The following is a 22,922-nucleotide window of genomic DNA, read 5'->3' as shown; positions in this document are numbered from 1 at the left end:
CGGAGCCTCGGCCTAGTCGTCGTGCCCGGACTTGTGGCCCCGACCCGATTCACGCCAGGCGCGGTCCCTGCTGAGCCACTCCTGTTCGTCGGACATCGATTCGTGGAACAGCGATGTCCGAAGCAGCTCGTCCATGCGCCGGTGCAGACGGTCCACCTCGGTCTGTTGCCGTCTCTCTGATTGCCGGGTTCGTTGCTGCTTCATGGATCCTGGAGCGTATTGACGGGCTGACGGCATGACACCGGAATCAGGGAAGACTAAGCGTCCGACCCGCGCCTGCCGAACGCTGTACGACCCATTCGGGGGGATGTTCCAGTCCCCGGGCACGGCCACAATCCCGGCCGATGTCCGGATTCGGCTCCGGAAGCCGTTCTGTATGGAACTCGCCACCGGAGCAATGGATATGCAGCACGCCTTCATGTACAGGGACCGTGACAATCGGGTCGTGGTTGTGGAACGCACACCCCACGCATTCGAGCGCGTGGATCAGGCTCGTGCCCTGACGCCCATGTTCGACGGACAGCCCGTCCCGCGGCTGATCGTGGACGCCTTTCTGCGCCAGTTCGGCGGTTTGCACGTCACCGGGTTCGGCACCGAAACCGTCGAACCCGAGGACCGTGCGCTCGCGACCGTATCAGGCTGAGCCGGTCGAACCCTGCTGGAACACCGGCCAGGTGTCGACGATCCGTCCGCCCTCATGGACGGCGATGTCGCCGAACTGCAGGAACACGAACTCGCTCTGGTGTGGGCGCAGGAAGATGTGATCACCCACCGCGAGCTTCACCGCATCCGAGCCGTTGACCATTTCCTGATTGGTCGAGTGGCCCCAGATCGCGTTGCGTTGCAGGCCGGGCGGCGACACCGTGTCCGCATGCCAATAACCGCCGTAGATGAAGAATGTCTGCTGCTGATTCGGATCCCAGGCCTGGAACAGGCCGGACAGCCCTTCCAGACCGGGCAGGCGTACGCCATCGAGTTGCTTGAGCACGGGCGTGGCGATGAATGACGCCGGCTGATGATCCGCCAGGGTGCTGGTGTCGAAATCGGTGGGCTTGACCAGCCCCGACCCCATCGCCAGCTCGTTGCAGGGCGCGGAGTCGTCGTACAGCTCGTAGGTGCTGCTGCCGCCCATGTTGAGCGTCAGGACATCTTCGTCGAACGCGGAACCCAGCACCTCGCGGGCGGTGGACACGCAATCCGAATAAAAGGCCATCGCATCGGCGAGCGCGGCTTCGGGCCCGCCCATCAGCTCCGGCATCTTCGACGCGTGCGCCTCGTAACCCATGAAGCCCGAAAACCGGACGGCCGGATCCGAATGCATGGCCTGAATGGCCTCGGCCACGTCCCGTGTCGACGTGAAGCCACCGCGGTGCAGCCCCACATCCAGCTCGATGTTCAACTGCATCGGACCCGCGCCCTGCGCGGCCCGCGCCGCCGCGATCTCGCGGTAGTCCCGCACACGCTGCGGCGTGTCCACCAGCCATTCGATCTGGGCTGACACATCGAACGCACCGGGCTGATGCCCGGTGAAGAAGCGGTCCACCGCCCCCACCGGCATCGGCTTGCCAAGCAGCAGACGCGAATCCGGCATCGCCGCGGACAGGATGTCCAGATGCGGCTGGTGGAACACCATCAGGCGGTCGGTGCCGGTCGCCTCGCGGATACGCCTGATCAGCTCGACGCTGGGCAGCGACTTGGCGACGATGCGGTAGGCCATGGACGACGGCAGGTGGGACTTCAGCCGTTCGATGTTGGCGTCCAGCCTGGCGCGGTCGATCACCAGGGTCGGCTGCATCAGGCCGGCTTCGCGCAGAGCCTGCTGGATGCCGCCGAAGTAGTCGTCATGCCCGCCCCGGCCATGATCACGCGGTTTCTTCGCCGCACCGATGGCAATCGGCGCCACGACACAGCCGGCGAGCAAGGCGCGGCGTTTCCAGTTGACCTCCCGATCAGCCACGACCAAACAACTCCCTCAAATATCCGTTGAGCATGCGGCCCTGCGGATCCAGTTTCGCCTGCATTGCGACAAAGTCGTTGAAGCGCGGATACCGCTCGGCCAGCGTCTCCGGCCCCAGCGTGTGCATCTTGCCCCAGTGCGGACGACCGCCCAGCGGCTGGTAGATCGGCTCCACGTCACGAAACAGCGGCAGCGGATCCTCCTCGTAATAGCGATGCACCGCTATCGACCCGGAGGTCGCGTGACCCTGGAACGGGCTCAGCCAGGCATCGTCGCCCTTGACCACCCGGATTTCCATCGGGAAGAAGACGCCGGGATGCTTGCGCTCCAGTGTCTTGCGCACCTCCATGACGGTCGGCAGCAAGGCCTCGCGCGGCAGGTGGTACTCCATCTCGTTGAAGCGCACGGCGCGGCTGGACGGAAAGATGCGATACCAGACATCCACCGCTTCCTCGGGCTGGTAGTCCTGCATGGCCATGTTCAGCAGCCAGCGCCGCGCCGACGGGAACCAGGACAGCAGGTCCCGCAGCTTTTTCAGATCCATGACCGCGTCGTTGTCCTGCTCCGGACCACGCGGCTGGACCGGTTCATCGGTCGGATCGATGGTGATGGCAATCCCGTAATCGCCATGCGGCACGCAATACATCTCGAAGCTGTGGTGCTCGGCGGCCAGCGTGTCGAAGCGGTCGACCAGCGAGGCGAAATCCTCGACCCAGACCCGGCGCTTCATGCGCACCGTGGGCACGTTCTGCAACGTGACCCGGGTCAGAACGCCCAGGGACCCCAGCGAGACCTGCGCCGCCTGAAAGACGTCCGGATTCTGCTCGGCGGAGCAATCGATGATCTCGCCGGTGGGGGTGACCAGCCGCAGCGCGGTCGCCGCGGTGTGCAACGCGCCAAGCCCGGCGCCGGTGCCATGCGTGGCCGTGGCCATCGACCCGGCAAGGGTCTGGGCGTCGATGTCCGGCATGTTGATCAGCGCCTGCCCGGCCTCGTGCAAGGGCTCGCCGAGGCGGCCCAGCTTGGTTCCGGCCCCGACCACGGCCGTCATCGCCTGGTCGTCGGATTCGATCAGCCCGCTGAAATGGCGCAACGAGACGATGGTGTCGTCCGTGGGCACCAGCGGCGTGAACGAATGCCCGGAACCCACCGGTCGCACGGTGCCCTGCGTCGACGTCAGCAGTTCGGCCAGCGCGGTTTCCGTTTCGGGCGCGACACGCTGGCTCGGCAGACTGGACTGGTAACCGGACCAGTTCTGCCAAGGAAGCAGACGCTCGCCATCCGGCCCGGTCCTGGGAGCCGGCGGCTGCGGCATGTTGGCGGCGCCATAGTCATCGCAGCCGGCCAGCGGCGTTACGGCAACCGCCGCGCCGCCGACGAGAAAGTCACGCCTTTTCACGCTCCATCCTCCTGTGGTGGAGTGGCCATGAACTCGATCAGCGCCCGCAGTTCGGACTCGGAGCAGTCGGAACAAAGGCCCATCGGCGGCATGCCCTTGAAACCGGTGATGGTGTGTTCCACCAGCACGTCCAGGCCCTTGTCCAGACGCGGCTTCCACGCCGCCAGGCTGCCCGTCATCGGCGCCCCCGAGTTGCTCGCCGCGTGGCACGCCCGGCAGCTGGACCGGTATTGATCGGCCAGCGCCGGATCCTCCGGTGCCAGCGACAAGGCCTTGGCGATGGAAATCCCCGGCTCGGAGCCACCCTGCCCGCAGGCGGTGAGCACGAGGGCCAAAACACCCAGCAAAAACAAGCGGTTCAAGATCAACCTTCCCTTGCGCGTCGTGAATTGAGTAACGGTGCCCGCAGTACGCCGTAATCATGCCAGCAGAACACGACGTGACCGAATGTGACACGCGAGTAGGGTCAATTTACGACTATCCACCGACCGCGCGTGGACTATGGTGCCAAGGGGCGGAGGCACTGCAGCAGCCATCGACCACCGCGGCATCAGAACCTCGGACCGATCCAACTCACGACATCTCTGGGAGTGTGCATGAAGCACTTTTCGACCCGTGGAGTGGCGGTTCTGGCACTCGTCTTCAGTACCGCCGCCGGTGCTCAGACCGCCGATCAGGAGCGCCCCTCCGAACCCGAATCGATCGAGACGGAACTCGACCTGATTCCGGTACAGCCAATCGACAGCCCCGAGCAACGCAGTGCCGATGAGCCACCGCGTCAGCTCGAGGAAATGGTGGTCACCGCTCAGAAAACCGAGCAGACCCTTCAGGAAGTGCCGGTCTCGGTCACCGCCATCGACGGCGGATTCATCCAGGCCAGCGGCTCGGCCGATCTCGCCGACGTCTCGCTTTACGTGCCGAACGTGCGCGTCGATGCCGACGACCTCGGCTCGCCGCAGGTGTTCATCCGCGGTTTCGGCACGAACGCGTTCAACCCCAGTTTCGAGAGTTCGGTCGGCTTCGTGCAGGACGAGATCTACTTCGGCCGCCCGGGCTATTTCACCGAGGCCATGTTCGATGTGGACAGCGTCGAGGTGCTTCGCGGCCCGCAGGGCACGCTGTTCGGCAAGAACACCGTGGCCGGCGTGTTCAACGTCATCACCAAGGGTCCGGTCTCCGGTGCCGGCGTCGACGGCCGCGTGTTCTACGGCGAGCACGGCGAACACCGCGTCGAGGCGGGTGTCGGCGGGATGTTCAACGAATGGGTGGGCGGACGCCTCGCGGTGCTCGACCGCGCGCAGGACGGCGAGCTGTACAACCAGCTCCTGCAACGCGACGAGGAGCACCTGGAACAGCAGGCCGCCCGGCTGAAGTTCCGCGTGCTGCCGACCTACGACATCGACAGCGAAATCACCGCCGTCATCTCGGATACCGAAGCCGCGTTCTGGCCGTTCCAGCTGTTCAACCTGGACGAGGACACACGGACCTATCTCGAAGACTTCGATCCGGACATCGAGGACGACCCGAAGAACTTCATCAACTCCGCCGAAACACCGGGCTGGATCGAGAAGGGTTCACGCACCATCGGCTGGAAGACCGAGTGGGCGCACGGGCCGGTCGGCGCGCTCGACGATCTCAACAGCGTGCTGGTGCTCGGTGGCTCGCGGTTCTACATCGACCAGCTCAATGAGCTGGACATCTCACCGGCGAACATCGGCCGGCTGGACAACCACGAGGATCACGACCAGCTCTCCGCAGAGTTCCGTTTTGACGGTGCCGGCCCCGCACCGTTCGGCTGGGGAACGGGCGTCGAGTTCGTCGCCGGTGCGTTCTGGTTCGATTCCAGCTACACCCTGCTGGCGCGGATCCTCGCCGGCGAGGACCTCAGCTCCTACGTGTTCACCGACGACGCATTCCAGCTGATCACCGGAAACGGTGGCGCCAGCAGCCCGCTGACCCTGCTCCGCGGCCTGGGGCCCGCGCTGGTCCCGCTGCTGCAGAACGACTTCTACCAGTTCGACTACACGCAGGACATCAGCTCGGCGGCGCTGTTCGGCCAGATGACCTGGTATCTCACCGAACGCTGGGCGATCACTCCCGGCATCCGCTACAACCGTGAGGAAAAACGCGTCGATTCGGCGGGCACGGCGTTCTGCGAACGAACCGCGCTGTCCGTGATCCCCTGCGTGATGGGGTTGCTGCTGGGCGCGAACGACTACGACCGCGACAACCTGCGCCGGGAGGAATCCGACGTGTCGCCGAAACTCGTCCTGCAGTACTTCAGCGACCACGACGTCAACTACTACGCATCCTGGGCGAAAGGCTTCAAGAGCGGCGGTTTCAACTCGCTGTCCTACACCGGCGATGACCTGGAGTACGAGGCCGAGGAAACCCAGACGGTCGAGGCCGGCATCAAGGGTCGGTTCTTCAACCGCACGCTGCAGGCCAACCTGACGCTTTATCACACCCAGTTCGACAACCTGCAGGTGCTGGCCTTCAACGGCACGTTCTTCGATGTCAGCAACGCGGCCAGCGCCTACTCACGGGGCGTGGAAGCCGATTTCCTGTGGCTGACCCCCTGGGCCCCGCTGGAGTTGATGGGCTCCTTCGGCTGGCTGGACGCCCGCTACAAGGACTACCGCGACGCGCCGGCACCCATCCAGCAAGGCATCGACGCCGAGCAGGATCTCAGCGACCAGCGCATCGCCTTCGCCCCGCGCGCCACGGCAACACTGACGCCGACGCTGACCTTTCCGCTGGGTTCGATGGTGCTGATCAGCGCCGTGGACGTGCTTTACCAGGGCGACCAGTTCGTCGATTCGGATCTGGACCCGAACACCTACGTGCCGGCCTACACCAAGTACGCCGCCCGCATCACGCTGGGTTCGCAGAGTGAACGCTGGTCGATCACGCTGGGCGGCACCAACCTGACCGACGAGCGTGTGCTCAACCAGGTCACCGACACCCCATTCTTCCCCGGCACCTACCAGTCACAGCTGGCCAGCGGTCGACAGTTGTTCGCGGCGCTGAACCTGCAGTTCTGATCACGCGCGGGGCATCGGACGCACGCCGATGCCCCGCGCCACCGCTCAGCCCTGGCGCACCTCGCCGAACGGCCCGGTCACCTCGTAGGTGATGCCGCCGGAGAAACGGCCGCCGCGCTGCGAACTGAAGTACAGGCGCGATCCGTCGGGACTGAACGCGGGACCGGTGATCTCCGAGTCGTCCTGACCCACGATCTGCATAATCGGCACGACGGACCCGTCCAAGCCGATCGCGCTGATCCGCATGTCGCCGCCGTCCTCCGCGACGATCAGGTCCCGCGAAGGACCGAACACCACGCAGTTGTCGACACCGCGCAGCGGCGCGTCGTCCCCGCCGTAGGCGTCGTCGTCGTAAATCGGCTCCAGGGTCTGGTTCACGCAGTGATACGCCCACACCCGATTGCCGGACTTGCAGGTGAAGTAGACGATATCGTCGATGTACCAGATGCCTTCGGCACCGGCGAACACGGTCGCCTCCGGATGGCGGTTGGAGGCCTGCGGCCGGTCGGGCGCGAGCGCATCGACCCACTGCACCGCCACCGGGTCGGCGTCGAACGGGATATCGCGCGAATCGGCGACACCAGGGACCACCATCACCTGGAGCACGCCGTCTTCCAGGGCGGGCCGTTCGGCAGCCGCGGGCCAGTCGGATTCGCTGGGCACGAAGCGGTAGAACGTGGCGTCGCCCGAATCCTCGGTCAGGAACAGCTGACGGCGCAGCGGATCGACCGCGACCGCCTCGTGATCAAAGATGCCGAGCGCCGGACGGGCGCGGGCATCGAGAACCCCGCCAAACGGATCGCACTCGTGCACGCGACCGGTCGGAATTTCCTCGCAGGACAGCCAGGTGCCCCAGGGAGTCGGACCGCCGGCGCAGTTGATGATCGTGCCGGCGAGGATCTGGTAGGCATCGACGACATTGCCATCGGCATCGAAACGCAGCGCGCCGACACCCCCGGGCACCGACTCCGAATTCGATACGTAAACCCAGCCACCGTCGGCGGCGGGAAAGGTCGCACCTCCGTCCGGAAACGTGTGCCAGTTGTATCCCAGCAGCGGGCCCAGAATCGGGTCCAGCAGGTCGCCGACCACCGGGAAGCCGGCCTCGGCAATGATTCGTGCGGAGAACCCGTCGGGCAATCGCACGCCGTTGGCATCCGGTTCGCCCAGCGCTCCGAGCTTGGTCAGGGAAGGCGCCAGCACCGTGCCGCCCGGCCCCGAACCACCTCCCCCGCTGCAGCTCCACAGCAGTGGGCCAGTCACGGCCAGGCCGGACGTGGCCAGGCTGTGACGCAGGAAGTCGCGTCTTGAAAGCCGCATGGGGGCCGATCCACCGGCGCGGTGGGGCAATGGTCTGATCATCAAATCACTCCTGGAAATCGCGTTCGTCTGTCCGGTCGGAGGGATCGCCCCACCCGGCGTATCCGGAGCATGCCGCGCGGAAGACGCCTGTCGTCCGCGCAAGCAACGGGCTCCGATTCACAAAAAGTGGCGCCGGATCAGATCGACGGGATTCCCTGCCCAAAAATCATTTTTATTCTTTTATTTTCAGATGCTTGATCAGCACCCGACGCCAAGAGACCACGCAGTCTCTCGGAACAAAATGACAGATTGATGACGATCTGAACATAAGCATGATTACAAGCCCATTCACGATCAAATCAACAGCGCTGACTGTCTATTCAAATCCATATTTATCAATTGGTTGCAGAGTATATTATTCCCATAGAACTCATATTTAACGCCTTCTTCATCCGCTGGTCGGGCGACATGCCTCTTCCGTCTTGCGAGAGGCAGACCGGGGCCGGCGGGGCGTGTTCTGCTCTCGGCACTGATGCGGGGCAGGGAGTGCCTCGCTCGCATCATCCATGACGATCCACACCAGCGCCTGGCACCGATGGCGCTCAAGGCAATGTGCGGGTCGTCTCACCCGGTTAATTCCGTACCCGCGTTTGGCAGGGAGGCTAACGCCATGCAACGAGTCCTGTATCCGGCCCTGGGCCTGATCGCACTGACCACATCAACCCAGGCCATGGCGGACACCTCCGCCTGGTCCAGCTATGCGGCCGTGCTCGGTCAGTACATCGTGGCCGACGACGACCGTGCGGCCACCGATGTGGACTATGGCGGCGGCATCGGCTTCCTGGTCGGCGCCATGTTCGACCGCGACGGTGGCCTGGGCTTCGAGGTGAACGTCGATCTGGACACCTTCGAGACCGGCAGCACCACGGCAACGGATTTCTATCGCTACGGCCTTGGTGTCGACGCCATCTACTCCTTCGGGGATCGCGAATCGCTGACCCCCTTCGTGCTCGCAGGCATCGGGGGTGGGTTCAACGATGTGCTCCCCGATGACGAGGACGGCCTGACCGCAACCGGTCGCGTCGGCGTTGGCGTGGTCACCGCTCCGCTGTTCCGGGACTTTCCGGTCAAGGTGCGGGCGCAGGCGCTGTACGGCTACGACGACCTGGACGACGGGTTCTGGGAACCGGAGGTCGGCATCGGCGTGGAAATGCCGCTGTGGACCGCACCACCTCCGCCATTGCCACCGGCCAAACCGGAAGTGCAAGTCGTCGAGGTGCCGACTGGCCTGCTGGACGACGACGATGACGGCGTCATCAACGCCCGGGACCGCTGTCCCGGCACCCCGCCGGGCACACGTGTCAACGGCGATGGCTGCGAGTTGCAGGAAATCCTGGAACTCAAGGGCGTGACGTTCGAGTTCAACAAGACCCGCCTGCGCCCGGACGCGCTGAGCCTGCTCGACTGGGCGGTGAAGCTGCTGCATCGCTATCCGGACATGCAGGTGGAGGTCGCCGGCCATACCGACAGCCTCGGCAGCAATGACTACAACCAGGCGCTGTCGGAAGCCCGAGCCCAGGCGGTCGTCGACTACTTCGTGGAAACCGGAGTGCGCGCTGCGCAGATTCGGGCGAAGGGCTACGGCGAAACCGACCCCATCGCACCCAATGACACGGAGGCGGGCCGCGAACGCAACCGCCGCGTGGAACTGCGGGTTCTGAACTGAGGCGCCCCGACGACTGAAGGATGAAAACCATGTCTCATCGAATTTCCGCCCTACTGGCACTCACCCTCTGCACCCCCCTGATGATCGGTCTGTCCGGCTGCGAAGCCGATGCCGACACGACCACGGAGGTCATCGACGGCATCGCGCCGGTCGATCCGGACGATGGCAGCGATGATCCCGGCACCGGCAACGACGACACCGGGTTTCCCAACGCCGGTGAAGCCGGCGGCGCGGTCTACGAGGACGACATCCAGATCGTCGGCGGCGACAGCGGGATGAACTTCGCCTGCTCCGACTCGGCCAGCTGGCCGGAAGGCGTGACGGTGGAAACCGCCGCCTACGGTCTGGTCGGTGGGGTTGTCGTCGATCTGGTCGACGTGCTGGAAGGTGACTCGCTGGCCGACCTGCTGACATCGGTCGGCGATCCCACCTATGTCGCCGACAACACCATGCAGACCGCGTCGGTGTTCACGCTGACCCTGTCGTTGCTCGGAAACACCGTGTCCGCGCTCGGTGAACGCGTCAACATGCCCTCGGTGATCGAAGCCGACGGCAGCAACTACGCCGTGTTCGCGATCTCGTTTCCCGAGAGCCTGCTGAGCCTGGCGTTGTTCAACAGCGTTGAAGTCACCACCTACCTGGATGGCGTGCAGCAGGAAGACCCGGTCACGATTTCCGCGGTGAACCTCGACCTGCTCGGCTTTTCACTGGGCACGGAGAAGTACGCGTACATCGGCCGGCGCGTCACCGAGCCCTATGATCAGGTGGAAATCCGCATGAACGCGCCGCTGCTGTCGCTGGATCTGGGCGACGCGCTGTTCGTGCACGAGATGTGCGTCAAGGGCGAACTGATCCCCGCCGAGGGCTGATCGCGTCAGGCGGGCGGCGCGGTGTCGACCACGCAGGGACACCGCGCCGTCTCCAGCCACCACGCCGCAAGCCCGGGACTGGCGTCATGCCAGTCCAGTTCCGGCAGGCGAAAATCCAGATAGGCGAGCGCGGCCGCCGCGGCAATGCCATCCAGGCGACCGAGTTCCAGTGGTTGGCGCGCGTGCTCCGCATCCAGCGTCGCCACGGCCCGCCGGATCTTGCCGTCCCAGCGATCCAGCCAGTGAGGCGATTGTTCCGTCGGCGGGCGCCGATGCTCGAACACGACACTCACCGCCGCGTCCATCAGCCCGTCCGCCAGCGCCTGACGCCGCATCACGGCCCAACGAAGATCGCCCGATGACGGGATCATCACCGGCGCGTCGGCGAGACTGTCCAGATACTCGCAGATCACCCGACTGTCATAGAGCGGGGTGCCGTCATCCAGCAACAGCGCGGGAATCTTCGCCAGCGGATTGACGCGCAGCAGGTCTTCCGGATCGTCCAGCGGGTTGGACAGCCGCAACTCGACCCGGTCGGCGACACCCTTTTCGAGGGCGAACATCCGCACCTTGCGGGCAAACGGTGAGGTCAACGTGCAAAGCAGTTGCATGGACTCGCTCCGGTGGCTCAGGGCAGCGGCAGGGCGCTACCGTCACGCCAGTGCTCCAGGCGCTGGCGCTGCGGGTTCGGATCCTTGATGAGAGTCAGGTCGCCGCCTCGCGGAAAGGCACGGTCGTACAGCCGGGACAGCCAGAATCGCAGGGCGCTGGCCCGCAGCTCCGCCTCCCAGATCTCGCGTTCCTGGTCGGTGAATGCACGCCTGGCGGCATAGGCTGCCAGCAGTGCCCGCCAGTGCGAGTGGGCCGGCTTCCAGTCCTCGTCGACGCACCAGTCGTTGACGGCGACCGCGACGTCATAGAGAAAGCGGTCGTTGCAGGCGTAATACCAGTCGATCAGTCCGGACAACCGCTCGCCCGCGAACAGGGCGTTGTCGCGAAACAGGTCGGCGTGGATCACACCGGCGGGCAGACCCTCGCGGGGCACTGTCGCCTGAAACGCCAGTTCGTCATCCAGCAATGACCGCTCATCCTGGCTCAGGCGATCACGCAGGGCATCGGCCGTGCGATGCCACCAGTCCACGCTGCGATCCGGCGCCCTGTGACCATCGAAACCCTGCCCCCGGGTGTGCAGCAGCCCCAGGGCATCACCCACCGCCGCGCACTGGGCGGATGAGGGGTCGGCCACGCCGATACCGGCGATCCGTTCGACCAGTGCCGCGGGCTTGCCCAGCAGCGGCTGGTTCAGCGCACCGGACCGGCCGGGTTTCGGCGCGGGAGTCGGTACGCCCGCGGCGTTCAGGTGGGCCATCAGCCCCAGGAAGTACGGCAGCTGCTCGTAGTCCAGGCGCTCGAACAGCGTGAGCACGTACTGGCCCTCGGTGGTGTCGACGAAATAGTTGGTGTTTTCCACGCCCTCGCTGATGCCGTGGAAATTGACCAGTTCGCCCACGTCGTAGCCGGTGAGAAACGGTTCCAGGGATCGACGGGTGACGGGCGTAAAAACGGACATCAGCGCTCCAGCCGCTTGAGAAAAACCTGCATTTCGCGTTCGGCCTGCCGATCGCCCCGGCGGCGCGCGACATCAAGGCCGCGGCTCAGCGTTTCGCGGGCCGCGGCGTCATCGCCGGCTTTCAACTGGGTGCGTCCGAGCAGTTTCCAGGCCGCAGAGTAATCCGGATCGAGCTCCACCGCGCGGCGCAGATGCGCGCAGCCCGCGTCCGGTTCCCCTTCCCTGACCAGCAGATCACCCAGCGTGAACCGCAGCAGCGCGGTGTCCTGACCCGCGGCCAGCGCGGCCTCCAGTCGCTCGCGCAGACTCACCGTCGCCAGAACGCCGGCGTGAAGATCGCCAGCAGCGTGAAGATTTCCAGCCGGCCGAAGAACATCGCCAGGATCAGGATCCACTTTTCCGGCGCACCGAGCGACGCCATGTTGGTCGACACGTCCCCAAGCCCCGGACCCAGATTGTTCAGACAGGCGGCCACCGCCGACCACGCGGTGACCTCGTCCAGCCCGAGCCCCATCAGCGCCAGCATCATCGCGACGAAAATCAGCACGTAGACCGCAAAGAATCCCCACACCGCCTGGATCACCCGGTCGGGCACGCGCTTGGAGCCGACCTTGATCGGCAGCTCCGCGCTCGGGTGCAGCAACTGCATCACCTCGCGCCGGCCCTGGCGCACGATCAGGGAGAACCGGATCACCTTCATGCCGCCGGTGGTTCCGCCCGCACAGCCACCGACGAAGGAGCCGAGCAGCAGCAACATGGGCAGGAAGCTGGGCCACAGCGTGTATTCGGCCGTGGTAAAGCCGGTGGTGGTTCCGATCGAGACGACCTGGAAAATCGAGGCCATGAACGATTCCGGCAGACGCGCGTAGGTCCCCTCCAGATAAAGGTAGGCGGTACCGACCATGGTGACGATCGCGATCGCCAGAAAGAACACTCGGGTCTCCGTGTCTTTCAGATACGCCCTCACCGAGGCCGATCGCCAGGCCATGTAGTGCAGGCCGAAATTCAGCGAACCGAGGATCATGAACACCACGGCGACACCTTCCAGCACCGCACTGTTGTAGTAGCCCATGCTCTGATCGTGCGTGGAGAATCCGCCGGTGGCCACCGTCGACACCGCATGAGAGATCGCGTCGAACCAGGTCATGCCGCCCAGCCAGAAGGCCACGGCGCAGACGGCGTTCAGGCCGATGTAGATCAGCCACAGCGTCTTGGCCGTTTCGGTGATGCGGGGCGTGAGCTTGGCATCCTTCATCGGGCCGGGCGTCTCGGCGCGGTAGAGCTGCATGCCCCCGACGCCCAGCAGCGGGAGAATCGCGACGGCCAGCACGATGATGCCCATCCCGCCCAGGAAGTGGAGTTGCTGGCGATACCAGAGAATCGAGTGCGGCAGCGAATCGATGCCGACCAGAATGGTCGCTCCCGTCGTCGTCAGACCCGATACCGCCTCGAACGCCGCGTCGGTTATCGACAGAAACGGACGCTCGAACAGGTACAGCGGAATTGCCCCGAACAGGCTCAGCACCACCCAGAACAGCACGACCACCAGCATGCCGTCGCGAATCTTCAACTCGCGATGCTTGTGCCGCGCCGGAAACCAGACCACGGCGCCGGTGACCAGGGTGATGATGAAGGCGATGACGAAAGCCGCCACGCCGCCATCCTGAAAGTACAGGCCCACCACGGCCGGGGGCAGCATGCTGATGGAAAACAGCATCAGCAACTGGCCGACGATGCGCTGAACTGGAGAGAAGTCGTCCATCAGGAAAGCATGCTTCAGATGAACGTGACGCCCACCTGAAACAGGCGTTCCACCTTGGGGGTCAGCGCCTTGTCGACAATGAACAGGATCACGTGGTCTTCGGGCTCGATCACGGTGTCATGATGCGCCATCAGCACCTGATCACCGCGCACGATCGCACCGATCGTCGCCCCCTTGGGCAGGTTGATTTCGTCAACCCGACGGCCCACGACCTTGGACGACTTGGGGTCCCCGTGCGCGACGGCCTCGATGGCCTCGGCGGCACCGCGGCGCAGGTTGTGCACGCGCACGACATCGCCACGCCGAACATGGGCCAGCAGGGCCGACACCGTGGACTGCTGCGGCGAGATCGCGATATCCACCGCCCCGCCCTCGACCAGGTCCACGTAGGCCAGCCGGTTGATCAGCGCCATCGCCTTGCGCGCGCCGAGCTGCTTGGCGAGCATCGCCGACAGGATGTTCGCCTCGTCGTCGTTGGTCACGGCACAGAACACGTCGGCCGATTCGATGTGCTCCTCCAGCAGCAGGTTCTCGCTAGCAGCATCACCGACCAGCACCACGGTGTGGTTGAGCTGCTCGGCCAGGTGGCGCGCCCGCTCGCGTGACCGCTCGATCAGCTTGACCTGGCAATGCCCTTCGAGCGCGCGCGCGAGGCGAAGACCGATGTTGCCGCCGCCGGCGAGGATCACGCGCTTGACCTCCTTGTCGGTCTTGCGCAGCTCGGAGATCACCTTGGAGATATCGCGCTGGTCGGCGACGAAAAAGATCTCGTCCTCGGCCTCGATGACCGTATCGCCCTCGGGGATGATCGGCTTGCCGCGGCGGTAGATCGCGGCGACGCGCGTTTCCACGCCCGGAATGTGGTGGGCCAGTTCGCGCAGTTCCTGACCGACCAGCGGCCCGCCGTAGTAGGCACGCACGCCGACCAGACGCACCCGTCCCTCGGCGAAATCGACGACCTGCAAGGCGCCCGGATACTTGATCAGCCGCCGGATGTAGTCGGTGACCAGCTGCTCGGGGCTGATGTGCATGTCCACCGGCAGCGCTTCCTGATTGAACAGGTTTTTCTCGCTCAGGTACTCGGCGGCACGAACGCGGGCGATCTTGGTGGGGGTATGGAACAGCGTGTAGGCGATCTGACAGGCGATCATGTTGATCTCGTCAGAATCGGTGACCGCGATGACCATGTCGGCGTCGTCGGCACCGGCCTGGCGCAGGATGTTCGGGTAGGACGCCGATCCGTGCACCGTGCGGATGTCCAGCCGGTCAGCCAGATCCTGCAACAGCCCGGCGTTGGTATCGACGACGGTGACGTCGTTGTTCTCGTCGGCGAGATTCTCCGCAAGCGTGGAACCCACCTGCCCGGCGCCGAGAATGATGATCTTCACGCGGAGCCCGGGGATTCAGTCGGGATTCGGGCGCACGCGGGCCGTGAGGTGAAACGCATCACCGCCGCAGAACGCGCCATCAACAGCCCCGGACTCCCATTGGTTGCGCACCTTACGGCTGGCCCGACTGACTGACAAGTCAATTTCGTCCTCCCGGGAAAACACGGGAACGAGACCGTCCCGTCATTTCTCGAACGCAGTGTAGAAGAACCCATCGTAGTCGCCGCCAGGCTGGATGCGCCGGCCAGGGCCGGCCGGTTGCCCCCAGCCGCCGAACGGTCGTGGCGACGCGTCGGGATGGGCCTTCGACCACGGTCCCACCAGTCCGGCGTTTTCCGCGGTCAGGATGGAACAGGTGGCGTAGACCAGGCGGCCGCCGGGCCGCACCAGCGGCCACAGCGCATCCAGCAGACGGCGCTGGATATCGGCCAGCCGCGGCAGGTCCGCGGGCCGGCGCAGCCAGGGAATGTCGGGATGGCGACGGATCACGCCCGTCCCCGAGCAGGGGGCATCCAGCAGAATGGCGTCGAACGGCTCGCCGTCCCACCAGGCCTCCGGCGCGCCAGCATCCGCGGCGACGAGGCGGGCCCGCAGGCCCAGCCGGTCCAGCGTCTGGCCGACTCGATCCAGGCGACCGGCGTCGACATCCAGCGCGGTCACCTCGACATCGGCCCGCTCCAGCAGATGCGCGGTCTTGCCGCCGGGCGCCGCGCAGGCATCCAGAATCCGCTCGCCGTCGCGGGGAGCGAGCACGTCGGCGGCCCGCTGCGCCGATGCGTCCTGCACCGACAACCAGCCCTCGGCGAACCCCGGCAGGGCGGCGACGTCGACGGCCTGGTCGAGCACCAACGCGTCGGACAAACCCTCCAGGGCGCGAACCGCGTGACCATCGGTGGTCAGCCGATCGGCGGCCGCCTGCCGCGACAGGCGGCGCCGGTTGACCCGCAGCGTCATTGGCCCCGGCACCCGTGATTGCGACATCACCTCCGATGCCTGATCGCCCCAGTCCGCCCGGATCGCGTCAGCCAGCCAGGGGGGCAGCCAAACCCGAGGCAGACCGGCCTCCAGCGCCGACCGCTCCCGCTGATACCGCCGAAGAATCGCGTTGACCAATCCCCGCGCCTTGGGCACGCCCAGCGGGCGGGTTGCGTCCACCGTGGCGGACACGGCCGCATGATCGGCGGTATCCAGTGACCGCAACTGGGTCAGGCCCACCGCGAGCAATGCGGACACCAGTGGTTGAGGTGGCCGCTGGACCATGCGCCGGATCAGCGCATCCAGCGCCCGCCAGTCCCGCAACACGGCACTGGCCAGCACGCGAACGAAAGCCTTGTCACGAGCATCGGGAAACGGGGGACAGGCGGCCAGCGCATCCTCCAGCGACCGGCCGGACAACACGGCCGCGACCGCGCGCGCCGCCTCCGCTCGGGCGTCGGCCTTCAAGATCCGAACTGCTGGCCCAGCAGTGATCGACCGCGCGCCGCCTCGGCCGCCGGCATGCGCCGTTTGCCGGGGAACTGCAATTCGAGGATGCGGAGCAGGCCGGCACCGCAGGTCACATCGACACCAGCCTCCGACACCGCGACCACCTCCCCGGGCGTACCACGCGGGAGACTCGCCACATGTGGCTCGGCAGACCAGATGCGCACCGGTTCGCCGGCCAGCGGCGAGAACGCGACGGGCCAGGGGTTATAGGCGCGCACGGCGCGATCCAGCGATTCGGCCGGCAGGGTCCAGTCAAGCTCGGCCTCTGCCTTGTCGAGCTTGCGCGCGTAGGTCGCGCCGTCGTCCGTCTGGGGAATCGGTCGCAGCGTTCCGCGGTCCAGCCCGATCAGACAGGACACAAGATGCTCGGCGCCCAGTTGCGCCAGGGCATCATGCACCTGCTGGGCATTCTCGCGCCCTGTCAGCGGCAGCGCCGCGCGCCTGAGCACCGGACCGGTATCCAGCCCGTCATCCATCTGCATCAGGCTCACGCCGGTCTCGTCGTCACCGGCCAGGATGGAGCGCTGTATCGGCGCCGCGCCACGCCAGCGCGGCAGCAGCGAGGCATGAATGTTCACGCAACCCAGGCGGGGCAGGCTCAACACCGGCGGCGGAAGAATCAGTCCGTAGGCGACCACGACCATGACGTCGGCCTCAACGGCCGCCAGTGCCTGCTGCGTTTCATCGTCGCGCAGCGTTTTCGGCTGACGCACCGGCAGATCCAGGGATTCGGCCAGCACCTTCACCGGACTGGGCCGAGGCATACGACCACGCCCGGCGGGACGGTCCGGCTGCGTGTACACGCGGCAGACCTCGAAACCGGCATCGACCAGCGCCTGCAGCGGCGGCACCGCGAAATCCGGCGTACCGGCGTAGACCACTTTCATGAGGGGAGTACCGGGAGGAGCGAGGGGATCAGGCCTCGGCCTGACGCTGCTGCTTTTCGAGCTTGCGGCGGATGCGGTTGCGTTTCAGCTGCGACAGGTAGTCGATGTAGAGCTTGCCGTCGAGATGGTCGATCTCGTGCTGGATGCATTGCGCCAGCAACCCCTCGCCGGTGAGTTCATAGGTTTCACCGTGGCGATCCTGCGCGCGGACCGTGGTCCGGCCGTGACGCTCGACCCGGTCATAGTGACCCGGCACCGACAGACAGCCTTCCTCGACGATCTCGGGTTCCTCCCGGGCGATGATCTCGGGATTGATCATCACGATCGGGGAATCCTTTTGCTCCGAGCAATCCATGACGGCCAGGCGCAACGCGATACCGACCTGGGTCGCGGCCAGGCCGACGCCGGGCGCGTCGTACATGGTCTCGAACATGTCGTCGATCAGCGTTTGCAGATCGTCATCGAATTGTTCAACCGGTTTTCCGGCGTTGCGGAGGCGAGGATCGGGATGGTGGAGAATTTTCAGGATTGCCATGCTAAATTGCTCGCAACAACTTGATGTGGCTGGTGAAGTCTAGCGCTGACTCCTGTAGCCACTCGTCCTGTCAGCCGCGATGTTGGGAGTGGGGACGCGAATGACGAAGTATAAACCGTTGCTGTCTTCAATTGCCGGCGCCTGCCTGCTGCTCGGCTGTGCCAGCGATCCGGCGCCAGCGCCCATGCCCGTCGCCGAGACCCCGCCTCCCCCGGTGGAACCGACCGCTCCGCCCCCGGTGGTCGAGGTCGCCGACAACGCCCCGCTGAAGTACATCGTCAAGAAAGGCGACACGCTGTGGGACATCGCCAGCTACTTCCTGCGTGACCCCTGGCTGTGGCCCGAGGTCTGGTACGTCAATCCGCAGGTGAACAACCCCCACCTGATCTTCCCCGGGGACGAGCTGCTGCTGGTCTGGGTAGACGGCAAACCGCAGATTCGTCGCGGCGGCCTGGGCGTGGAACGCCTGTCGCCACGCGTGCGCAACCTGCCACTGGATGCCGCCATTCCGACGATCCCGATCGACGCGATCCGCAACTTCCTGCGCGGACCGCGGCTGATCGAGGCCGAGATGCTGAAGAATGCCCCCTACATTCTCGAGTTCGCGGGTGAGCATCTCATCGGTGCCGAGGGCATGTCGGTCTATGTCATGCGCTTGCCGGAAAATGACATCACCGACTATCAGATCGTGCGCCGCGGCGAGACCTACCGCGATCCCGACGACAACAAGGTGCTGGGCGTCGAGGCAATCCCGATCGGCGATGTCGAAGTGCTGGACTACGGCACGCCGGCCGTCGCCCGTGTGCTCGACTCGCAGCGCGAGATCCTCATCGGCGACCACATGCTGCCGTCGGAAGCCGAGGTGTTCAGCGCCAACTTTTTCCCGCACGCGCCGACCGTGGACATCGAAGGTCGCATCGTCAGCGTCTATGAAGGTGTGTCGCAGATCGGGCAGTACGCCATCGTCGCCCTGAACCGCGGTCGGACCGACGGTCTGAACCCGGGCCATGTGCTGAGCATTTATCAGGCCGGCCGCAAGGTGTCCGACCCGTACAAGAGCGGCTACGGCAAGATTCAGTTGCCCGATCAGCACGCGGGCACGCTGCTGGTGTTCAAGACCTACGATCAGTTCTCCTACGGCCTCGTCATGGAAGCGTTCCGGCCCGCGCACGTGCTGGACAAGGTCAGGAACCCGCAAGGCGGACGTTAGCGCTGTCTGGTTCACGCCCCGGATGAGCGATCGACACGGCAGGAGTGCGGAAAGCCCGGCTGCGTCGGCCGGACGCCCGGCGGCATGAACCCACCGAAGCTGCCCTGATGCCTGACCGCCGACGCCCCTGGCTGCAACTGCTGCGCACGCCGGGTCTCGGTCCGGTTCGAATCCAGCGCCTGCTTGACGCCTTCGGTCACCCCGACCGGGCGCTGTCGGCCTCGCCCCGCGAGCGTGAGCGCGCCGGAATCCCCGCGTCGGTAGCCGCCGCGCTGGACGCGGTGCCGGCCGCGGTCGACGACGACCTGCGCTGGCTGGACGCAAGCCCCGACCGCCACCTGATCACGCGTGATGACTCCGCGTACCCCGAGGTGCTGCTACAAATCCCCACGCCGCCACCCGCGCTGTTCGTGACGGGCGATCCGGAGGTACTGAAGCTGCCGCAGCTCGCCATCGTCGGCAGCCGCAACCCGACGCCGCAGGGCAAGGAAAACGCGCAGGCCTTCGCCCGGTCGCTGGCCTCGCGCGGGCTCACGATCACCAGCGGCCTGGCCCTGGGCATCGACGGCGAGGCGCATCGCGGTGCGCTGGACGCCGGCGGCCTGACCATCGCCGTCTGCGGCACCGGGCTGGACCGGGTCTATCCCGCCGCGCATCACGACCTCGCCCACCAGATCGCCGCCGAAGGGGCACTGGTGTCGGAATGGCCGCCGGGTACGCCGCCCAAGGCCGAGCACTTCCCTCGCCGCAACCGCATCATCAGCGGTCTGGCTCTGGGCGTGCTGGTCGTCGAGGCGGCAACCGAATCCGGTTCCCTGATCACCGCGCGTGATGCCATGGAACAGAATCGGGACGTGTTCGCCATCCCCGGCTCCATCCACAACGTGCTCGCGCGTGGCTGCCACCGGCTGATCCGCGACGGCGCCACGCTGGTGGAAACCGCCGAAGACATCCTCGAACCGCTGGCCGGGCGGATCAACTGGGTGCCCGGCGCGAAAGACACCTCGGCTAAGCCACCGCCGCCATCGCAGGACAACCGCTACGACGCCGACTACCGGCGACTGCTGGAGGCCATGGGCGACTCTCCAGTGTCGCTGAACCAGCTCGTGGACAGGACCGGATTGACCGTCGAGGCGGTTTCTTCCATGCTGCTGGTCCTAGAGTTGGACGGTGCGATCGCCCCCGGCTCTAGCGGACTTTTCATGCGATTGTCATCTGCACACTGAATCGTGAAGAACCGCGCTGTGAAGCACACGGCTTGGGTGAGTGATGCCGTTGTTTCACATCAACCGAAACCGGTACCACGCCTGCGCAGACAGGCCCAACTCAAGGGCAAACGACATGAAGGAAAACGTGCTCGACGTCCTCCTTTACCTCTTTGAGAACTACCTGGAAGAAGAAATCGAAGCCCGTTACGACGGCAGCCCACTCCGGGAAGAACTGGAAGCCGCCGGCTTTCCCGACGAGGCGATCAGCCACGCCTTCGACTGGCTGGAAGGCCTGGAGTCGCGCAAGCGCTCCAGCGACACCGTCACCAGCACCACCGCATCCAGGGTCTACGCCGCCGAGGAAATCGCGCGTCTGTCCACCGGCTGCCGCGGGTTGCTGATGCATCTGGAAAACCTCGGCATCCTCCACCCCGACGGCCGCGAACTCGTCATCGAGCGCCTGATGGCGCTGGACGATGATGCGGTCGAGGAAGAGCACGTGAAGTGGGTGGTGCTGATGGTGCTGTTCAACCAGCCCGAGCACGAGGAAGCCTACGCACGGATGGAAGACCTGGTGTTTCAGGGCTACGCCGAAGCGCTGCACTGATGCCAACCGGCCTCCGGCGCCCGCTCGCGGCACCGGAGGCCGCACCCGGTTCACCGGACGGGCATCGCCCGCGACCACCGGGATCGCCTGGCGCTTGCGGGCCCGTTTCGCCTCGCCCACCCCGCGGGGACGGGCGCCGCCGCGACGGCCATTCACGCCGGCCGCGACTTGCAAGTCTGCCGAGCCGCGGCCATGCTCGCGCCCCCGACTCCCCATTCAACTAACGAGTTTCCGCCCGCCATGGCGCAGAACCTGGTCATCGTCGAATCGCCTGCCAAGGCCAAGACCATCGAGAAGTATCTCGGCAAGGACTACCGCGTCCTCGCTTCCTACGGCCACGTGCGCGACCTGGTCCCGAAGGAGGGTGCGGTCGATCCCGGCGCGGATTTCGCCATGCGCTACCAGGTGATCGACCGCAACGAAAAGCACGTCAAGACCATCGTCGACGCGCTGAAGAAATCCGACGCGCTGCTGCTCGCCACCGACCCCGACCGCGAGGGAGAGGCGATCGCCTGGCATCTGCTGGAGATTCTCAAGGAGCGCAAGCTGCTGGACGACAAGCGCGTGCAGCGTGTCGTCTTCCACGAAATCACCGAGCGCGCGATCCAGGAAGCCCTCAATCAGCCTCGGGATGTGTCCGATGATCTGGTCGACGCCCAGCAGGCGCGGCGGGCACTGGACTACCTGGTCGGCTTCAACCTCTCGCCGCTGCTGTGGCGCAAGGTCCAGCGTGGCCTGTCCGCCGGCCGCGTGCAGAGTCCGGCCCTGCGCCTGATCGTCGAGCGCGAGGACGAGATCGACAAGTTCGTGCCGCAGGAATACTGGTCGATGGACGCCCAGGTCCAGAAGGATGGGCAGGACTTCACCGCCAAGCTGTGGACCTTCGGCGGCGACAAGGTGGAGCAGTTCACCTTCACCGACGAGGCCGGCGCGACCAGCGCCCGCGAAACGCTGCTGGCGGCCGCCGGCGGCTCACTGACCGCCGAGACGGTCGAGAAGAAACAGCGCCGCCGCAACCCGGCGCCGCCGTTCACCACCTCGACGCTGCAGCAGGAGGCCTCGCGCAAGCTGGGCTTCACGACCACGCGCACGATGCGCACCGCGCAGCAGCTTTACGAGGGCATCGAGATCGACGGATCGTCCATCGGTCTCATCACCTACATGCGTACCGACTCGGTCACGCTGGCCAACGACGCCCTGCACGAGATGCGTTCGGTGATCGCCGAGCGCTACGGCGACAAGGCGCTGCCCGACAAGCCGCGTCAGTTCAAGGCGAAGTCCAAGAATGCGCAGGAGGCTCACGAAGCCGTGCGCCCGACGTCGGCGGCCCGGCATCCGTCGGACATGAAGAAATACCTCAGCAGCGACCAGAGCAAGCTCTACGAGCTGATCTGGAAGCGCGCGATGGCCAGCCAGATGCAGCCGGCGCTTTATGACACCGTGTCGCTGACACTGACCGCCGGCGACGGCCACAGCTTCCGCGCCACCGGCTCCACACTGGTCGAGCCGGGCTTCATCGCCGTCTACCAGGAAGGCCGCGACGACACCAAGGCGGACGACGACGACAAGACGCTGCCGCCGGTCGAACAGGGCGACGTGCTGGAACTGCGCGACATCGCCGCCGACCAGCATTTCACCGAGCCGCCGCCACGCTACACCGAGGCCAGCCTGGTGAAGACGCTGGAGGAATACGACATCGGCCGGCCGTCCACCTACGCCAGCATCATCTCGACGCTGCTGTCGCGCGAATACGTGGAGCTGGAGTCCAAGCGCTTCTACCCCACCGACATCGGCCGCATCGTCACCAAGTTCCTGACCGAGCACTTCACCCAGTACGTGGATTACGACTTCACCGCGCGACTGGAGGACGAGCTCGACGCCGTCTCGCGCGGCGAGAAGGACTGGAAACCGCTGCTGGAAAGCTTCTGGGAGCCCTTCCACGAAACCGTGGAATCCAAGCAGGACATCTCCCG

General features: G+C 65.7%; 21 protein-coding genes. 8 read left to right on the top strand and 13 right to left on the bottom strand.

All coding sequences use genetic code 11. The annotated features are described in order from the left end of the window. Window positions 1–12: 12 nt before the first annotated feature. Window positions 13–204: a hypothetical protein gene (locus tag ABNS06_RS12105; RefSeq protein WP_348674856.1), complete on the bottom strand. Its 192-nt coding sequence runs from the start codon at window positions 202–204 to the stop codon at window positions 13–15. Between the two features lie 193 nt (window positions 205–397). On the opposite strand from ABNS06_RS12105, the gene ABNS06_RS12100 reads away from it, so the two are divergent. Beyond that, on the top strand, window positions 398–643 hold the full coding sequence (locus tag ABNS06_RS12100; RefSeq protein ID WP_348674855.1) for a hypothetical protein: 246 nt from the start codon (window positions 398–400) through the stop codon (window positions 641–643). Here ABNS06_RS12100 and ABNS06_RS12095 read toward each other — a convergent pair. From ABNS06_RS12095 to ABNS06_RS12085, 3 genes are read right to left on the bottom strand one after another with little or no spacing between them, the layout of a single operon-like run. Further along, on the bottom strand, window positions 635–1,957 hold the full coding sequence (locus ABNS06_RS12095; protein ID WP_348674854.1) for a DSD1 family PLP-dependent enzyme: 1,323 nt from the start codon (window positions 1,955–1,957) through the stop codon (window positions 635–637). The two genes, ABNS06_RS12100 and ABNS06_RS12095, sit on opposite strands and share 9 nt — an antisense overlap. Then, window positions 1,950–3,356, bottom strand: coding sequence for a D-arabinono-1,4-lactone oxidase (locus tag ABNS06_RS12090; RefSeq protein WP_348674853.1), 1,407 nt, complete (start codon window positions 3,354–3,356; stop codon window positions 1,950–1,952). Before ABNS06_RS12090 ends, ABNS06_RS12095 begins: the two co-directional genes overlap by 8 nt. Continuing rightward, entirely contained in the window at window positions 3,353–3,718 is a 366-nt protein-coding gene (locus ABNS06_RS12085; RefSeq protein ID WP_348674852.1) for a c-type cytochrome, read from the bottom strand. The genes ABNS06_RS12090 and ABNS06_RS12085 overlap by 4 nt, the downstream gene beginning before the upstream one ends. 234 nt (window positions 3,719–3,952) lie before the next feature. Here ABNS06_RS12085 and ABNS06_RS12080 point away from each other — a divergent pair, with 234 nt between their 5' ends. After that, complete coding sequence (locus ABNS06_RS12080) at window positions 3,953–6,400, top strand: TonB-dependent receptor (RefSeq protein WP_348674851.1); 2,448 nt, start codon at window positions 3,953–3,955, stop codon at window positions 6,398–6,400. A 45-nt stretch (window positions 6,401–6,445) separates the two neighbouring features. Here ABNS06_RS12080 and ABNS06_RS12075 read toward each other — a convergent pair whose 3' ends face one another. Beyond that, a complete protein-coding gene (locus ABNS06_RS12075; RefSeq protein ID WP_348674850.1) occupies window positions 6,446–7,762 on the bottom strand; it encodes an alkaline phosphatase PhoX in 1,317 nt (438 codons plus the stop codon). A 610-nt stretch (window positions 7,763–8,372) separates the two neighbouring features. Here ABNS06_RS12075 and ABNS06_RS12070 point away from each other — a divergent pair. Then, window positions 8,373–9,428, top strand: a complete 1,056-nt coding sequence (locus tag ABNS06_RS12070) for an OmpA family protein (RefSeq protein WP_348674849.1) — start codon at window positions 8,373–8,375, stop codon at window positions 9,426–9,428. Between the two features lie 29 nt (window positions 9,429–9,457). Then, on the top strand, window positions 9,458–10,297 hold the full coding sequence (locus tag ABNS06_RS12065; protein ID WP_348674848.1) for a hypothetical protein: 840 nt from the start codon (window positions 9,458–9,460) through the stop codon (window positions 10,295–10,297). Window positions 10,298–10,302: 5 nt separating this feature from the next. Here ABNS06_RS12065 and ABNS06_RS12060 read toward each other — a convergent pair whose 3' ends face one another. The 8 genes from ABNS06_RS12060 to def all read right to left on the bottom strand — a co-directional run bounded on the left by ABNS06_RS12060 (window position 10,303) and on the right by def (window position 17,924). Then, the gene (locus ABNS06_RS12060) at window positions 10,303–10,908 is read right to left on the bottom strand and encodes a glutathione S-transferase N-terminal domain-containing protein (protein WP_348674847.1); all 606 of its coding nucleotides are present in this window, start codon (window positions 10,906–10,908) and stop codon (window positions 10,303–10,305) included. A gap of 17 nt (window positions 10,909–10,925) precedes the next feature. Next, complete coding sequence (locus tag ABNS06_RS12055) at window positions 10,926–11,867, bottom strand: homoserine kinase (RefSeq protein WP_348674846.1); 942 nt, start codon at window positions 11,865–11,867, stop codon at window positions 10,926–10,928. Next, window positions 11,867–12,172: a tetratricopeptide repeat protein gene (locus tag ABNS06_RS12050; protein ID WP_348674865.1), complete on the bottom strand. Its 306-nt coding sequence runs from the start codon at window positions 12,170–12,172 to the stop codon at window positions 11,867–11,869. The genes ABNS06_RS12055 and ABNS06_RS12050 overlap by 1 nt, the downstream gene beginning before the upstream one ends. 2 nt (window positions 12,173–12,174) lie before the next feature. Continuing rightward, the gene (locus ABNS06_RS12045) at window positions 12,175–13,629 is read right to left on the bottom strand and encodes a TrkH family potassium uptake protein (protein WP_348674845.1); all 1,455 of its coding nucleotides are present in this window, start codon (window positions 13,627–13,629) and stop codon (window positions 12,175–12,177) included. Between the two features lie 14 nt (window positions 13,630–13,643). Beyond that, window positions 13,644–15,017: a Trk system potassium transporter TrkA gene (trkA, locus tag ABNS06_RS12040; RefSeq protein ID WP_348674844.1), complete on the bottom strand. Its 1,374-nt coding sequence runs from the start codon at window positions 15,015–15,017 to the stop codon at window positions 13,644–13,646. A gap of 183 nt (window positions 15,018–15,200) precedes the next feature. Further along, window positions 15,201–16,460 carry a 16S rRNA (cytosine(967)-C(5))-methyltransferase RsmB gene (gene rsmB, locus ABNS06_RS12035; protein WP_348674843.1) on the bottom strand — a complete coding sequence of 420 codons (1,260 nt, stop codon included), beginning with the start codon at window positions 16,458–16,460 and terminating at the stop codon, window positions 15,201–15,203. Then, window positions 16,457–17,389 carry a methionyl-tRNA formyltransferase gene (gene fmt / locus ABNS06_RS12030; RefSeq protein WP_348674842.1) on the bottom strand — a complete coding sequence of 311 codons (933 nt, stop codon included), beginning with the start codon at window positions 17,387–17,389 and terminating at the stop codon, window positions 16,457–16,459. Before fmt ends, rsmB begins: the two co-directional genes overlap by 4 nt. 28 nt (window positions 17,390–17,417) lie before the next feature. Then, window positions 17,418–17,924 carry a peptide deformylase gene (gene def, locus ABNS06_RS12025; protein ID WP_348674841.1) on the bottom strand — a complete coding sequence of 169 codons (507 nt, stop codon included), beginning with the start codon at window positions 17,922–17,924 and terminating at the stop codon, window positions 17,418–17,420. Between the two features lie 100 nt (window positions 17,925–18,024). On the opposite strand from def, the gene ABNS06_RS12020 reads away from it, so the two are divergent. The 4 genes from ABNS06_RS12020 to topA form a co-directional block, all read left to right on the top strand. Next, the gene (locus ABNS06_RS12020) at window positions 18,025–19,134 is read left to right on the top strand and encodes a LysM domain-containing protein (protein WP_348674840.1); all 1,110 of its coding nucleotides are present in this window, start codon (window positions 18,025–18,027) and stop codon (window positions 19,132–19,134) included. A gap of 107 nt (window positions 19,135–19,241) precedes the next feature. Continuing rightward, the gene (gene dprA, locus ABNS06_RS12015) at window positions 19,242–20,360 is read left to right on the top strand and encodes a DNA-processing protein DprA (RefSeq protein ID WP_348674839.1); all 1,119 of its coding nucleotides are present in this window, start codon (window positions 19,242–19,244) and stop codon (window positions 20,358–20,360) included. A gap of 115 nt (window positions 20,361–20,475) precedes the next feature. Continuing rightward, the gene (locus ABNS06_RS12010; protein ID WP_348674838.1) at window positions 20,476–20,949 is read left to right on the top strand and encodes a DUF494 domain-containing protein; all 474 of its coding nucleotides are present in this window, start codon (window positions 20,476–20,478) and stop codon (window positions 20,947–20,949) included. Between the two features lie 240 nt (window positions 20,950–21,189). After that, the coding region (gene topA, locus ABNS06_RS12005; protein WP_348674837.1) for a type I DNA topoisomerase at window positions 21,190–22,922 on the top strand (1,733 nt) is incomplete at its 3' end.

The sequence above is a fragment of the uncultured Abyssibacter sp. genome, from assembly GCF_964000955.1.
In the GTDB taxonomy this organism is placed as follows: domain Bacteria; phylum Pseudomonadota; class Gammaproteobacteria; order Nevskiales; family OUC007; genus Abyssibacter.
This window is presented reverse-complemented; position numbering and strand designations above follow the sequence as displayed.